This window comes from Pseudomonas sp. NPDC089396 (genome assembly GCF_044749545.1).
Classification (GTDB): Bacteria; Pseudomonadota; Gammaproteobacteria; order Pseudomonadales; family Pseudomonadaceae; genus Aquipseudomonas.
Window position 1 is genome coordinate 115,002 of sequence record NZ_JBIVIC010000004.1, and the last position, 15,024, is coordinate 130,025.

14 protein-coding genes are annotated in these 15,024 nt (G+C 62.8%); 10 read left to right on the forward strand and 4 right to left on the reverse strand.

What is annotated here, in order from left to right; genetic code table 11:
- Positions 1-55: 55 nt before the first annotated feature.
- Positions 56-1,414: a carbohydrate porin gene (locus ACIPZB_RS08765; protein WP_400639863.1), complete on the forward strand. Its 1,359-nt coding sequence runs from the start codon at positions 56-58 to the stop codon at positions 1,412-1,414.
- Between the two features lie 48 nt (positions 1,415-1,462).
- On the opposite strand, the gene ACIPZB_RS08770 is transcribed toward ACIPZB_RS08765, so the two are convergent.
- Together ACIPZB_RS08770 and moaC are read right to left on the reverse strand one after the other, a co-directional pair.
- Entirely contained in the window at positions 1,463-1,714 is a 252-nt protein-coding gene (locus ACIPZB_RS08770) for a MoaD/ThiS family protein (RefSeq protein WP_400639864.1), read from the reverse strand.
- The gene (moaC, locus tag ACIPZB_RS08775; RefSeq protein ID WP_400639865.1) at positions 1,711-2,214 is read right to left on the reverse strand and encodes a cyclic pyranopterin monophosphate synthase MoaC; all 504 of its coding nucleotides are present in this window, start codon (positions 2,212-2,214) and stop codon (positions 1,711-1,713) included. Before moaC ends, ACIPZB_RS08770 begins: the two co-directional genes overlap by 4 nt.
- A gap of 291 nt (positions 2,215-2,505) precedes the next feature.
- Between moaC and moaB the strand changes: the two genes are divergently transcribed.
- The 5 genes from moaB (at position 2,506) to cydB (ending at position 9,490) form a co-directional block, all read left to right on the forward strand.
- Positions 2,506-3,045, forward strand: coding sequence for a molybdenum cofactor biosynthesis protein B (gene moaB, locus ACIPZB_RS08780; RefSeq protein ID WP_400639866.1), 540 nt, complete (start codon positions 2,506-2,508; stop codon positions 3,043-3,045).
- Between the two features lie 8 nt (positions 3,046-3,053).
- Positions 3,054-4,241, forward strand: coding sequence for a gephyrin-like molybdotransferase Glp (gene glp / locus ACIPZB_RS08785; RefSeq protein ID WP_400640131.1), 1,188 nt, complete (start codon positions 3,054-3,056; stop codon positions 4,239-4,241).
- Between the two features lie 402 nt (positions 4,242-4,643).
- Complete coding sequence (locus tag ACIPZB_RS08790; RefSeq protein ID WP_400639867.1) at positions 4,644-6,968, forward strand: FdhF/YdeP family oxidoreductase; 2,325 nt, start codon at positions 4,644-4,646, stop codon at positions 6,966-6,968.
- A gap of 99 nt (positions 6,969-7,067) precedes the next feature.
- Positions 7,068-8,459, forward strand: a complete 1,392-nt coding sequence (locus ACIPZB_RS08795) for a cytochrome ubiquinol oxidase subunit I (protein ID WP_400639868.1) — start codon at positions 7,068-7,070, stop codon at positions 8,457-8,459.
- A gap of 14 nt (positions 8,460-8,473) precedes the next feature.
- Positions 8,474-9,490: a cytochrome d ubiquinol oxidase subunit II gene (gene cydB, locus ACIPZB_RS08800; protein ID WP_400639869.1), complete on the forward strand. Its 1,017-nt coding sequence runs from the start codon at positions 8,474-8,476 to the stop codon at positions 9,488-9,490.
- A 111-nt stretch (positions 9,491-9,601) separates the two neighbouring features.
- On the opposite strand, the gene ACIPZB_RS08805 is transcribed toward cydB, so the two are convergent.
- Complete coding sequence (locus ACIPZB_RS08805) at positions 9,602-10,390, reverse strand: formate/nitrite transporter family protein (RefSeq protein WP_400639870.1); 789 nt, start codon at positions 10,388-10,390, stop codon at positions 9,602-9,604.
- Between the two features lie 371 nt (positions 10,391-10,761).
- On the opposite strand from ACIPZB_RS08805, the gene ACIPZB_RS08810 reads away from it, so the two are divergent.
- A complete protein-coding gene (locus ACIPZB_RS08810; protein WP_081502544.1) occupies positions 10,762-10,908 on the forward strand; it encodes a DUF2474 domain-containing protein in 147 nt (48 codons plus the stop codon).
- 63 nt (positions 10,909-10,971) lie between these two features.
- On the opposite strand, the gene glaH is transcribed toward ACIPZB_RS08810, so the two are convergent.
- Positions 10,972-11,958 carry a glutarate dioxygenase GlaH gene (glaH, locus tag ACIPZB_RS08815; protein ID WP_400639871.1) on the reverse strand — a complete coding sequence of 329 codons (987 nt, stop codon included), beginning with the start codon at positions 11,956-11,958 and terminating at the stop codon, positions 10,972-10,974.
- A 165-nt stretch (positions 11,959-12,123) separates the two neighbouring features.
- On the opposite strand from glaH, the gene csiR reads away from it, so the two are divergent.
- The 3 genes from csiR (at position 12,124) to ACIPZB_RS08830 (ending at position 14,937) form a co-directional block, all read left to right on the forward strand.
- Positions 12,124-12,816, forward strand: coding sequence for a DNA-binding transcriptional regulator CsiR (gene csiR / locus ACIPZB_RS08820; protein ID WP_400639872.1), 693 nt, complete (start codon positions 12,124-12,126; stop codon positions 12,814-12,816).
- Between the two features lie 192 nt (positions 12,817-13,008).
- A complete protein-coding gene (locus ACIPZB_RS08825; RefSeq protein ID WP_043273668.1) occupies positions 13,009-13,563 on the forward strand; it encodes a helix-turn-helix domain-containing protein in 555 nt (184 codons plus the stop codon).
- 27 nt (positions 13,564-13,590) lie between these two features.
- Positions 13,591-14,937, forward strand: coding sequence for a glutamine synthetase family protein (locus ACIPZB_RS08830; RefSeq protein WP_400639873.1), 1,347 nt, complete (start codon positions 13,591-13,593; stop codon positions 14,935-14,937).
- Positions 14,938-15,024: the final 87 nt, after the last annotated feature.

The window sequence follows — 15,024 nt, forward strand, 5'->3', positions numbered from 1 at the left end:
AGCCGGCTTGCCGGCGATGGGCAACACACACAATAAAAACAAGAGGCCATACACGATGAAATACGCTGATTTGCGCGGCGGGCACGCCTGCGCCTGGCTCAAAGGTATCGCGTTCACCAGCCTGACCCTGGCGGGGAGCCAGGCAGCCCAGGCTGGCGGGATGTTCGACCCGAATGCACCGGGCATGACCGGGGACTGGGGCGGGGCCCGCAGCGAGCTGCTGGAGAAGGGCTACGACTTTACCCTCGATTATGTCGGCGAGCTGGGCTACAACGCCCACGGCGGTTACGACCAGGACCACACCGCACGCTGGAGCGGCCAGTTCACCCTGGGCGCGAAGCTCGACCTGCAGAAGATCCTGGGCTGGGAAGACGCCACCTTCAAGCTGGCCATCACCGAGCGCGAAGGCCGCAATATCTCCAACGACCGCATCAGCGACCCAAGGGCGCCCATGTACTCCTCCAACCAGGAGGTCTGGGGAAGGGGGCAGACCTGGCGGTTGACCCAGATGTGGATCAGCAAGTCATTCTTCGAGCGCAAGCTCGACCTCAAGTTCGGCCGCTTCGGTGAAGGCGAAGACTTCAACAGCTTCCCCTGCGATTTCCAGAACCTGGCCCTGTGCGGTTCGCAGATGGGCAACTGGGCAGGCGCCAACACCTGGTACAACTGGCCGATTGCGCAGTGGGGCGGGCGGGTGAAGTACCAACTGACACCGGAGCTGTTCGCCCAGGTCGGCGTGTTCGAGCACAACCCGTCGCTGCTGGAAACGGGCAATGGCTTCAAGCTCAACTTCAGCGGTGGCAAGGGTGTGATCCTGCCGGTGGAGCTGGTGTGGAAGCCCACCTTCCGGCAGTTGCCGGGTGAGTATCGGGTCGGTGCCTACTACAGCAGCGCAGACGCCGACGACGTGCATAGCCGCGAAATCCCGGGCGATGTGAACAGCCCCTTGCAAAGCCGCGACAGCAAGTACGGTTACTGGCTGGTCGCCCAGCAGCAGCTGACCGCCCACGACGGCGACCCGCAGCGCGGCCTGTCGTTATTCGCCAACGTCACGGTACCGGACCGGGAAACCAGCCAGGTCGGGCACTTCCTCCAGGCCGGGCTCACCTACAAAGGCTTGTTCGACGCCCGCCCGCAGGACGATATCGGCTTTGGCGTGGCGCGCATCCATACCAATTCGCGCTTTCGCGACAACCAGCGGTTGGTCAATGCGGCGAACCAGCAGACCGACTACGACAACCCGGGCTACCAACCCTTGCAGGGCAACGAGTACGACGCCGAACTGTACTACGGCATCCACGCCACCCGTTGGCTGGTGATTCGCCCGAACATTCAGTACGTGCGGGATCCGGGGGGTGTCAGCGAGGTCGATGATGCGTGGGTGCTGGGGGTGAAGATGCAGAGCAGTTTCTAACCGAATCGACACGACGTGGCAGGCATCGCTCAGCGGGCGGGCAAGCGCCTAGCCCCCTGTGACCGGTGGAAAGAAAGCGATGGCGTCGCCATCGCACAGCGGCTCGTCCAGTGTGCACAGTTCCTCGTTGCGTGCGCACATCAGGTTGGCCTGGCCGAGGGTTTGCGCCCACAGGCCACCTCGGCCGACCAGTTCCGCGCGCAGCGCGCCCAGGGTGGTCAGCGTCGGCGCCCATGGCAGCGCCTCACCCTCGCTGCCGAGCAGCTCACGATAGCGCGCGAAGTAGTTCACCCGGATCATGGCGTCACCTCGGCCTGGTACAAGCCCGAGCGCCCACCCGACTTTCGCAGCAGGCGCAGCCAGTCGATCTGCAGGCTGCGGTCGGCGGCCTTGCACATGTCGTACAGGGTCAGGGCGGCGACGCTGGCGGCAGTCAGGGCCTCCATCTCGACGCCGGTCGCACCATTGAGTGCGCAGCTGGCGATGATCCGCACCGAGTCCGGGGCTACGGCCTTGAGTTCGACACTGACCGCCGTCAGCAGCAGCGGGTGGCAAAGCGGGATGAGCTCGTGGGTTCGCTTGGCAGCCATGATCCCGGCGATCCGTGCCACGGCGAAGACATCGCCCTTGGGGTGGCCACCGGCACAGATCAGGGCCAGGGTTTCCGGTTTCATTCGCACCCAGGCTTCGGCCAACGCCTCGCGACGGGTGTCCGGTTTGTCGCTGACATCGACCATGTGCGCGTGGCCGCTGCTGTCCAGGTGAGTGAGGGGACAGGGTGACTCGGGTGTGTCGATCATGAAAGCTCCAGGGGCAAGTTGAATGGGAGGACTCGCCTTGCCGATCAAGTTTGAAAATGCGCATCGAGAGCGGGCATTTGAATTTATGAGTACGGCCAGCGTTAACGCTGGGCAAAAGTAAGTTGAAGCGTAACTGTCGTCCAATGGGAATTAACGAAGACGCGATAGACCCCGCTGATGATCGCGCGTGATAGAGGAGACTTATTGTGTATTGCATATTATCGATTGGACGCAGTTTCAACGGCGGTCTAGTTTCTCGGCAATTTTGTCGAATTATTAGAGTGTCCAACCATGAGTGTTAAACCCACTGCCGTATTCGTTCCGCTGAATATCGCCGTCCTGACCGTCAGCGATACCCGTACCTTCGAAACCGATAGCTCCGGCGAGCTGCTGGCCAGTCGCGCGGTGGACATGGGTCATCGCCTGGTGGCCAGGGTGTTGCTCAAGGACGACCTGTACAAGATCCGCGCCCAGGTGGCCGGCTGGATCGCCGATGAAGACGTGCAGGTGGTGCTGATCACCGGGGGCACCGGTTTTACCGGGCGCGACAGCACCCCGGAGGCGGTCAGCTGCCTGCTGGACAAGCACATCGACGGTTTCGGTGAGTTGTTCCGCGCCCTGTCGATCCTCGATATCGGCACCTCCACGGTACAGAGCCGCGCGCTGGCGGGCCTGGCCAACGGCACCCTGGTGTGCTGCCTGCCGGGTTCCACCGGTGCCTGCCGCACGGCCTGGGAGGGCATCCTGGTCGAGCAGTTGGATGCCCGCCACCGCCCTTGCAACTTCGTGCCTCACTTGAAGGCTGCCACTCTGTGCGCAACGCGCTCGTGAGTACGTTGATGGCGGTCGACGAGGCCCTGCGCCAGCTGTTGGCGCTGGCCAGGGCGGCGCCGTTGACGGCGTACGAGCAGGTTGCCCTGCGTCAGGCCGACGGGCGCGTGCTGGCCGAGGACCTGCGCGCCGCCATCGACCTGCCGCCGTGGGACAACAGTGCCATGGATGGGTACGCCTTGCGTTTCGACGACCTGCAAGCCCAACCGCTGCCGGTGTCGCAGACTGTATTCGCAGGCGAAGCTCCCCGGCCGTTGCAGGCCGGCACCTGTGCGCGGGTGTTCACCGGCGCGCCCGTACCGGCGGGCGCCGACTGCGTGCAGCTGCAGGAGAATTGCGAGGTCGATGCGCAGGGGCGGGTAAGCTCGCTTACGCCGCTGCGGCGGGGTGCCAATATCCGCCCGCAGGGCAACGAGATCCGTGCCGGCGCGCCTTTGCTGGCCGCCGGCACGGTGCTGAAGCCGATTGCCCTGGGAGTGCTGGCTTCGCAAGGCATCACCCAGGTGCCGGTAGTGCGCCGGCCCAGGGTGGCGCTGCTGTCCAGCGGTGACGAGCTGGCAGGCGAGGGTGAGAACCTTGGGCTTGGGCAGATCCATGACAGCAACCGTGTGGTGCTGACCGCACTGCTGGAGCGTTTGGGGTGCGAGGTGATCGACTTGGGCCGTGTGCCGGATGAGCCTGCGCTGCTGCGTGCGGCGCTGGTCGAGGTGCATGGTGCCGAGCTGATCATCACCAGCGGCGGGGTGTCGGTGGGTGATGCCGACTGTATTGGTGCGCTGTTGCGCGAGTCGGGTGATGTGCAGCTGTGGAAGCTGGCGATCAAGCCGGGCAAGCCTTTCACCTTTGGCCATGTGGGTGGCGTGCCGTTGCTGGGGTTGCCGGGTAATCCGGGATCGGCGCTGGTGACGTTTCTGTTGTTGGCTCGGCCTTATCTCTTGGTGCGCATGGGTGTTGAACGGGTAGAACCGATGCGGGTGCCTGTGGTGGCGGGGTTCGCCTGGCCGAAGGCGGGCAAGCGCCAGGAGTACCTGCGGGTGCGGCTTGACGGTGGGCGCGCGCGCTTGCTGGAGAACCAGAGTTCGGCGACCTTGCTCAGCGCGGTGCAGGCGGACGGGCTGCTGGAAGTGCCCGCGGGGGAGACGTTCGAGGCGGGGGATGTGCTCGATTTCATTTCATTTGATGGGCTGGTGGGGTAGTCCCGCACAGTCTGCAGCGGCCCAATCGCCGGCAAGCCGGCTCCCACAGGATCACCACAGATTTCAGGAACTGTGGTGATCCTGTGGGAGCCGGCTTGCCGGCGATTGGGCTGCAAGGCAGCCCCAGGATCCAATGGCAGGCACATTAATAAAGTTTCGGCTCGGTAATAGTTTATGAGCGGAGAACTAACCCCGTCCAATCATAATTAATGACTGGTTGATCGGTATGCTCTATCACGACACCATGATAGAAATCACCGATCAACCGGTCATTTCTTTTGATTTGACGACAGCGCCCCGCAAAAATAGCCTGCACGGGTCAACAGTGTCGAAGTTAGTTATTCAAACCCAATGAAACTTCGCACTGATTATTCCGCCAGTCGCGATCAAGGGTGACCCGTGATGAACGAAGAAGACCATATTAAAAGTTACAACGGACCGGCCGCCGGTTGGGGCGCGCTCATGGGCGTGACGAAGGCCTGGCTGGGCAGTGAGAATGCCGTCAAGAACGTGCGCATGATGCTCAAGACCAACCAGAACAACGGTTTCGACTGCCCGGGCTGCGCCTGGGGCGAGTCGCCCGAAAACGGCATGGTCAAGTTCTGCGAGAACGGCGCCAAGGCGGTGAACTGGGAGGCCACCGGCCGCTCGGTCGATCCGGACTTCTTCGCCCGCTACAGCGTCAGCGCCTTGCTCGAACAGAGCGACTACTGGCTCGAATACCAGGGCCGCCTGACCCACCCCATGCGTTACGACGCCACCACCGACCACTACGTCGAGATCAGCTGGGACGAAGCCTTCGCCCTGATCGCCCGGCACCTGAACAGCCTCGAATCACCCGACCAGGCCGACTTCTACACCTCCGGCCGGGCCAGCAACGAGGCCGCGTTCCTCTATCAGCTGTTCGTGCGCAGCTTCGGCACCAACAACTTCCCCGATTGCTCGAACATGTGCCACGAGGCCAGCGGCCTGGGCATGGGCGAAACCCTGGGGGTGGGCAAGGGCACCGTGGTGTTCCATGACCTGGAGCAGGCCGACGCGATCTTCGTCATCGGCCAGAACCCCGGCACCAACCACCCGCGCATGCTCGAACCGCTGCGTGAGGCGGTGGAGCGCGGCGCCCAGGTGGTGTGCTTCAACCCGCTCAAAGAGCGTGGCCTGGAGCGCTTCCAGCACCCACAGCACCCGTTCGAGATGCTCAGCAACGGTTCCGAGCCGACCAACACCGCCTACTTCCGCCCGGCCCTGGGCGGCGACATGGCGGCATTTCGCGGCATGGCCAAGTTCCTCCTGCAGTGGGAGCGCGAAGCCCAGGCCAACGGCATGCCGGCGGTGTTCGACCATGCCTTCATCAAGGCCCATACCGACGGCATGGACGCCTACCTGGCGCAGGTCGATGCCACCTCCTGGGGGCACATCGTCGAGCAGTCCGGCCTGAGCAAGGCCGACATCGAACTGGCCGCGCGCATGTACCGCAAGGCCGAGCGGGTGATCATGTGCTGGGCCATGGGCGTGACCCAGCACCGCCACTCGGTGCCGACCGTGCAGGAAATCGTCAACCTGCAGCTGCTGCGCGGCAACGTCGGCCGCCCGGGCGCCGGCCTGTCGCCAGTGCGCGGCCACAGCAACGTGCAGGGCGACCGCACCATGGGCATCGACGAAAAGCCGCCGACCTGGCTGCTCGACAACCTGCAGCGGCGCTTCGGCATCGACGTGCCACGCGGCCACGGGCACAACGCCGTGCTGGCGATCCAGGCCATGGAAGAGCAGCGCACCAAGGTGTTCATCGCCCTGGGCGGCAACTTCGCCCAGGCCACGCCGGACACCCCGCGTACCCATGTGGCGCTGCGCAACTGCGAACTGACCGTGCATATCTCCACCAAGCTCAACCGCTCGCACCTGGTCACCGGCCGCGACGCGCTGATCCTGCCGTGCCTGGGCCGCACCGAGATCGATGTGCAGGCCGAAGGCCCGCAGGGTGTCACCGTGGAAGACACCTTCAGCATGGTGCACATTTCCCACGGCCAGTTGAAACCACGTTCGCCGTTGCTGCGTTCGGAACCTTCGATCATCGCCGGCATGGCCAAGGCCACCCTGGGTGACCGGCCGATTGACTGGGCCTGGGTGGTGGCCGACTACGCACGCATCCGTGACCTGATCGCCGACACCATCCCCGGCTTCACCGACTTCAATGCGCGTCTGCAGCACCCCGGTGGTTTCTACCTGGGCAACGCCGCCGCCGAGCGCGAGTGGAACACGGCCAGCGGCAAGGCGCAGTTCAGCGCTACTGCGCTGCCAGAGCAACTGGTCAACGAAGCGGTGCTGGCCCGTGGCGACAAACCCGACCTGATCCTGCAGACCCTGCGTTCGCACGACCAGTACAACACCACCCTGTACGGCCTGGACGACCGCTACCGCGGCGTGTTCGGCCTGCGTGAAGTGGTCTTTGCCAACGAGGCCGACATCCTGAGCCTGGGCTTCGCGCCCGGTGACAAGGTGGACATGGTGTCGTTGTGGGAAGACGGTCTTGAGCGGCGAGTCAGTGGCTTTACCCTGGTGGCCTACGACATTCCTGCTGGCCAGGCGGCCGCCTACTACCCGGAGACCAACCCGCTGGTGCCCCTGGAAAGCTACGGCGACCAGACCTTCACACCGACCTCGAAGTTCGTCGCCATACGCCTTGAGCGCGCGCAGCCGGATGCCCTGATCCACGCTGTCGCCGAATAACCCTCACTTTCCTTCATTCATCGACTGCGGGCCCTCGGGCGTGCGGCGCCTGTTTGGCCGCCGCCCGGGCGATACCTGCCTGTCCACAAGGATATTGTCATGTCGAATCTGAGTGCACTGGACCTGGCGCGGCTGCAGTTCGCCTTCACGGTCTCGTTCCACATCATTTTCCCGGCCATCACCATTGGCCTGGCCAGCTTCCTCGCCGTGCTCGAAGGCTGCTGGCTGAAAACCGGTAACGGGGTCTACAAGGACCTCTACAAATTCTGGTCGAAGATCTTCGCCGTCAACTTCGGCATGGGCGTGGTCTCGGGCCTGGTGATGGCTTACGAGTTCGGCACCAACTGGGCGCGCTTCTCCGATTTCGCCGGCAGCGTGACCGGCCCGTTGCTCACCTACGAGGTGCTGACCGCGTTCTTCCTCGAAGCGGGCTTCCTCGGTGTGATGCTGTTTGGCTGGGACCGGGTAGGGCGCAAGCTGCACTTCTTCGCCACGGTCATGGTGGCCATCGGCACGCTGATCTCGATGTTCTGGATTCTCTCCTCGAACAGCTGGATGCAGACGCCGCAGGGCATCGAGATCATCGATGGCCGGGTGATGCCGCTGGACTGGTTCAAGATCGTCTTCAACCCGTCGTTCCCTTATCGCCTGGCGCACATGGCACTGGCCGCGTTCCTGTCCACCGCGTTCTTCGTCGCAGCGTCCGCCGCCTGGCACCTGCTGCGTGGCCGCAACACCCCGCAGGTGCGCAAGATGCTGTCGATGGCCATGTGGATGGTGCTCATCGCCACACCCGTGCAGGTGGTGGTCGGTGACGCCCACGGCCTGAACACCCTGGAGCACCAGCCGGCGAAGATCGCCGCCATCGAAGGGCACTGGGAGAACAAGCCGGGCGAGGCCTCGCCACTGGTGCTGTTCGGCCTGCCGGACATGGACGCGGAAATCACCCGCTACAACATCGAGGTGCCGTACCTGGGCAGCCTGATCCTGACCCACAGCCTGGACAAGCAGATCCCGGCCTTGAAGAGCTTCGCCAAGGAGGACCGCCCCAACTCGACGATCATCTTCTGGAGCTTCCGGGTCATGGCCGGGCTGGGCATGCTGATGCTGGCCTGCGCGTTGCTGGCCCTGGCGCTGCGCCGCAACGGCGCGCTGTACCGCGCCCGCGCCTTCCTCTGGTTCGCCCTGCTGATGGGCCCATCAGGGCTGATCGCCCTGCTGGCCGGCTGGTTCACCACGGAAGTGGGCCGTCAGCCCTGGGTGGTCTACGGGATGCTGCGCACCACCGATGCTGCATCTGGCCACAGCGCGCTGCAGATGAGCCTGACCCTGGCAGCCTTCGTGGTCATCTACTTCTCGGTGTTCACCGTGGGGATCGGCTACATGATGCGCCTGGTGCGCAAGGGGCCGTCGGCCCACGACGATCACCCGACCCCGGCACAACCGGTTTCGCTGGCCACTGCGCGTCGCCCGCTGGCCGTGGCTGACTGAGAAGGAGCATGACAATGGCAATTCAAGGTATCGACCTGTCGGTCATCTGGGGCGTGATCATCGCCTTCGGGCTGATGATGTACGTGATCATGGACGGCTTCGACCTGGGGCTGGGAATCCTCTTCCCGTTCATCAGCGACGCCCGTGATCGTGATGTGATGATGAACACCGTGGCGCCCGTGTGGGACGGCAACGAGACCTGGGCGGTACTCGGGGCGGCGGCGTTGTACGGCGCCTTTCCGCTGGCTTATTCGGTGATTCTCGAGGCCCTGTACCTGCCGCTGGTGCTGGTGCTGGCCGGGTTGATCTTCCGTGGCGTGGCCTTCGAGTTCCGCTTCAAGGCCGAAGCGAGCAAGCGTCATCTGTGGGACAAGGCGTTCATCGGCGGCTCGTTGCTGGCGACCTTCTTCCAGGGCGTGGCGATCGGCACCTACATTTCCGGCATCCCGGTAGTAGACCGCCAGTTCGCAGGCTCGGGCTGGGACTGGCTGGCGCCGTTCCCACTGTTCTGCGGTGTGGGCCTGGTGCTGACCTATGCGCTGCTGGGCAGCACCTGGCTGCTGATCAAGACCGACGGCATGCTCGAATCGCGCATGCGCCACTACAGCCGGCCGCTGACTTACCTGCTGGCTGCGGTGATCGTGGTGATCTGCGCCTGGACGGCCTGGCTGCATGACGACATCGCCCAGCGCTGGTTCGGCGCCAGCCATTGGCTGCGCTCGGCGCTGATCGCGCTGCTGGCCGTGGTGGCGGTGGTGGTGATCCAGAAGACCTTGCGCAAGCGCCATTCGCACTTGCCGTTCATTGCCGTGGTGGGCTTGGTGTTCCTGGGTTACCTGGGGCTGGCGATCAGCATCTGGCCGAACATCGTGCCGCCGGGGGTGACCTTGTGGCAGGCCGCTGCGCCGCTGACCAGCCAGCTGTTTGCCTTGATCGGGGCGCTGTTCATCATCCCGATCATCCTGGTGTACACGTTCTGGAGCTACCACGTGTTCCGCGGCAAGGTGCAGCCGGGGGATGCCTATCACTGAGGGCCTTTCAGGCCCTATCGCCGGCAAGCCGGCTCCCACAGGGTTATAGCGGCGCGACCTCTGTGGGAGCCGGCTTGCCGGCGATCCAGGGCGAAGCCCTGGCCTGCGTCCTTACTGAGTGGCGCGTGTTTCCGCTGCCGGAGCACCATACGACGCGTAATACGCCAACCCCACGAAAATCGCGCCACCCACGGCATTACCCAGAAACACCGCCAGCAGGTTATCCAGCAATTGCCACCAGCTCAGGTAACCAGCAAAGATCGCCGCCGGAATCAGGAACATGTTGGCCACCACGTGCTGAAAGCCGATCGCGACAAAGGCCATGATCGGGAACCAGATACCCAGGATCTTGCCGCTCATTTCCCGGCTGGCGTACGACAGCCACACGGCCAAGCACACCAGCCAGTTGCAGCCGATACCCGACACGAAGGCATGCAGGAAGTCGGCGTCGACCTTGCTGGTGGCGCCCGCCAGGGTCTTGCTCAGGTACGGCCCTTCGGTCAGCCCGAGCAGATGGCCGAAAAAGTAGGCGACGAACAAGGCACCGAGCAGGTTGGCCAAGGTCACCCATGCCCAGTTGCGCACCACCGCCCAGAGGCGGATACGCCCGGCGAACATCGCCAGCGGCAGGCTCATCATGTTGCCCGTGAGCAGCTCGCCACCGGCCAGGATCACCAGGATCAGGCCGATGGGAAACACCGCGGCGGCCAGCAGGTTGCCGAACGAGGCCCAGGGCGCCGGGATCATCGTGCTGACGTGGATCGCCAGAAGAAAGCCCAGCGAAATGAACGCCCCGGCCAGAAAGCCCAGGATCAAGGTGGCACGGATTGGCAGGTGAGCTTTTCGAGTGCCGGCTTCGATGGCCAGCTCGGTGATCCGGGAGGGGGTATTGACAGACATTTCAACAACTCGAACGCAAGGACGACGGTAACGCCGTTGGGAGGGTTAACAAAAGCAGGGAGTGGGACAGGCTGCGGTTCAATTCATGGGAGGGGAAAAACCAACTTCGAAGAGCGCGGCACGGTATATGAGGCAATTTGACGCAGTCAAATCGATAGGGCGAATGGGTTGATAGATGCCATCGATGAACAGGTAAAAGCTAACTGAAGCTGAGGGTTGAATCATGAACGGTAGGGTAGATATTCAAGCCGGTGAAACGGCAAGACCCGTTTTCAGGGGTGTTGCACAGTTTGGGCTGATGCTCGTAGTGGGCGCAGGAGGACTGCTGTTGGCTGCACTGCTGATGATGCAGGTGGCCTATGGGTGAGGGTATGGAATGTCGCAGCAGTGGTGGCGCTTCTCGGTTTCAGCGCGTGGCGTGGTTGATCGCTATCTGGGTCGCCAGCGTCATTGCGCTGGGCGTTGTCGCGGGTGCTTTCCGTCTCATGATGGCATGGGCGGGCATGACCCCTCATTGAGAAGCGAAAAGCACGCTGCGGTGGATGGCCTCGAGTTACCAGCCCTCGAGGCCATCATGACCATCAGTTGGAGGTTTGGCCGCGGTGGTGTTCCATTTTCGGGAAGCTGAAGTAGCCACGCTGGCGCATCAGTTCGCGACGCAGGCCAGGGTGAGCGACGAAACGGTCACGGCCATGCAGCCAGAACAGGTTGTTGATCAGCAGGAACGAGCCGACGGCCACCGGAATCGAGACCTTGCTCGCGCTGTTTTCCAGCGACTCGCCCAGCTGGAACAGCCAGGTGCCTTCCTCGAAGTTGTCCGGCTGCACGAACTGGTCGATGTAGCGCATGGTCGGGCGGCCAACCGAGTCGGTGTCGAACACGGCGTGGAACACGTCCTCGCGGGTGTTCTTGCTCGGCGGGGCGGTCCAGCGCATCACGCGGCGGGCCAGCGGGTGCTTGTAGAAGGTGTCCAGGTCGGCCCAGTCGTCCAGGTGCTGCAGCAGCGAATTGCCGCCTTCCATGTTCTGCTCGTCGATCTTCATCATCAGCACGTAGTCGGTGATCTGATTCACGAAGGTGCCGTCGTTGTGCAGTTCCATCACCCGGTGTGGCTGGCGCAGGTAGCTGTCGGAGTTGTCGACGTTCTCGACCACGAAGCGCGCATAGAACTGGCCACTCATGGCATCGAAGTTCGAACGGCCAAGCAGGTGGGCCACAGCGGTCGAGAGTTTCACCATGTCGTCAGCCTGGGCGACGGTGTCCAGCCCTTCGGGCACTACCAGCAGGCCGCCGGTGCTGCGGTCGAGCAGGGTATTGACGATGACCGGGCGCAGGGTGCCCTGGCAGATGTCATCGAGGATCTTGCCCACCTGGAAGCGCAGGAACGACTTGTACTCAAGGGCCTGCACTGGCCACTCGGCGACTGCAGCGACGAAGGCCTCGACGGTTTCCTTGCTGAAGCGCAGCTCCAGCAGGCGGTCGGACTGCGGCGTCGATTGCAGGGTGAAGCCTTGCAGCAGGGCAGGCTGCTCGAGGACGGGCATATCGAAATGGGTGATGGCGTTCATGGCGACTCCTGGAATCAACTGGTCAAGTGATGGCGCCAAAATATCGCTGAAATTTAAAAATGTCTACATTTTATGAAAACGTAACCATTAAATCTTTTTGTTAACGTTCCGCGTTGCCGGGTGGAGTTCGGTATGATGGGTTCGCCTTGCAAGAGAACCCGCTGGATGGACCTGACAGATCTCGCTGAAACCACATCGGATGCCGCCTATTCGCGCTTGAAGACCGACATTCTCCGCGGCCTGTACCGGCCCGGTGAAAAGCTGCTGATGAGCGCCTTGAAAGACCGCTACGCCGTCGGCGTGGGGCCGATGCGCGAGGTCCTGGCGCGTCTTGTGGGCGAGCGGCTGGTCAGCGCCATCAACCAGAAAGGCTACCGGGTGGCGACCATGTCGCTGGACGAGATGGTCGATGTCTATATTGCCCGGGCGCATCTAGAGGCGTTGATCGTGGGGCTGGCGGTAGAGAAGGGCGATGAAGCCTGGGAAGCGTCCATCGTGGCGTCTTCACACACGCTGTCGAAGGTGGTCGAGCTGCACACCCCGCAGGAAATGGTCGATGTCTGGGATGCCCGGCACAAGGCGTTCCATAACGCCATCGCCAGTGGTTGCGGCTCCAAGAGCCTGCTGCAGGCGCGTGCTTTTCTCCAGGACCAGGCTGAGCGCTACCGCCAGATCTGGCTCAAGCGCACGGTATTGTCCGAGGAAGCGTTGCGGCTCAAGCGCGAAGAGCATGCCGAACTGGTCACCACCATCCTCGGGCGAGATGCCGTCAAAGCCAGCAAGATGATGCTGGAGCACTTGATGACACCGGTCCCCATCATCACCCGCATCATCGAGCGCGAAGCCGACATCCTCTAGCGTTGCCTTGCCTTTCTGGCGTGAGCCTTCACGCCGGACCTTTCGCTTGAATCAAACCTCATGACCGTCGCGAGCGCTGGATCTCTTCCAGCGCTCGCGACGGCGTATGCGCATGCCTCGCTTGACTCGTGAAATTTTTCATGTATTTTTTCATGAAAAATAAGTCCAATATTTTCACGGTGGTGCTGAGCGATGACGATGCACGAAGAGGTTGAAGCGCTGGCGATCCTTATTCACGACCTGCGCAAATTCAAGAACCTGACGCTGGGCGAACTGGCTGAACGCATCGACCGTTCGGTTGGCTTCCTGTCCCAGGTTGAGCGGGGTGTTTCGCGCCCCACCGTGGCAGACCTGACCGCCATCAGCGAAACACTCGGTGTTTCGACGGCGTACTTCTACAACCTGAGCAAGCCGCGCGAAGTCAATTGGGTGACTCGCCCCCATGAGCGGCGCACGTTGTACCTGGGTTCGGGCATTACCGATGTGCTGGCCTCACCCACCATCGCTGGCGCCTTCTCGATGCTCGACAGCCGTCTTGAGCCCGGTGCGACCAGTGGCGAACAGTACCTGAGCGACCGTTCCGAGCAGGGCTGTTTCGTGCTCGAGGGCGAACTGACGGTCTGGCTCGACGAAGGCGACGCCGTGACCCTCAAGGCCAACGACAGCTTCCAGCTGCAACCCCACGCGCATTTCCGTTACGCCAACCTGACGGAAAAGCTCACCCGCGTGCTCTGGGTTTTCAATTGAATTCGTTCACATAACAAGGATAAGAAGATGAGTGTCATCTTTCCGGATCTGTTGACTGAAGTACGCGCTTTCCGAGCGGAACATCCAGAAGTGCGCTATGTCGACCTGATTGCACTGGATATTCCCGGGCATTTCTATGGCAAGCGCTACCCCATGGACATGCTGGAGAAAGTCGCAGCGGGCACCCCGCTGAAGTTGCCCCAGAACTGCGTATTGCTGGGCACCCAGGGTGGCCTCTACCCGATTGGCGACTATTGCTTTGCCGACGGTGACCCGGATGCACCTCGGCGCCTGGTGCCGGGTACGTTGAAACCGGTGCGTTGGGAAAAGGAAGTGATCGCGCAGATGCTGATCACCTCGGACGGCACCGCGAAACCTATCGAGTTCGAACCCCGCGAAGTGCTGGCGCGTGTGGTTGAGCGCCTCGCCCGGCGTGGCATTCGCCCGGTGGTGGCCTTCGAGCTGGAGTTCTACCTGTTCGACCGCAAGCTCAAGGACGGCCTGCCGCAGTTCCCCCGCGACACCGCGACCGAGGATGAAGACGACCAGCCGAACATGCACATCGAACGGCTGTCGCGGTTCTCCTCCGTGCTGCACGAGATGGTCGACGTCGCCAATGAGCAGGGTGTACCGGCGAACGTCATTACCGCCGAACTTGGCCCTGGCCAGTTCGAAATCAACTTCTCCCACAGTGACGACCCGCTGAGCGCGGCGGACTGGTCGGCGCTGTTCTGCCGCAGTACCCGCGGTGTCGCGATGAAACATGGCCACCGCGCCAGCTTCATGAGCAAGCCCTACCTGGACGCGCCGGGCAGCGGGATGCATGTGCACGTGAGCCTGTACGACGAAGCCGGCAACAACATCCTGGCCGGCCATGAGCAGCGCAACCTGCGCCATGCGGTGGCGGGTTGCCTGGAGCTGCTGCCCCATTGCATGCCGATCTTCGCCCCCAACCACAATGCCTATCGCCGCTACGGCGCCATGGTCAACGCGGCGAGCCGCGCGAGCTGGGGCTTCGAAGACCGTGATGCGTGCATTCGCATTCCCGAGTCTGACCCACGCAACCTGCGGATCGAACACCGCCTCGCCGGCGCCGATGCCAACCCGTACCTGGTCCTGGCGGCGATCCTGACCGGGATGGAGTTTGGCCTGGACCGCGGCGTCGAACCTATCGCCCCGCTGAACGACGACCGCCAGAGCGGCATCGATTTCCCCAAGGACGCCTTGAGTGCAGTGGCCGCCATGCGCCAGCACCCGATGGTCAACGAGGGGCTGGGCAGTGAGTTCGTGATGGTCTATTGCGAAAACAAACGCCAGGAGCAACTGGATTTCCTGAATGAAATCAATGCGCGCGAATACCGCTGGTTCTTGTAAGTAGCGAGCGTCAAGTCGTTGCGCTGCACCCTCTACCCATAAGTTTGATTCTTACTCGCAATAGTGATTTGCCGGAGGATGAGAGAT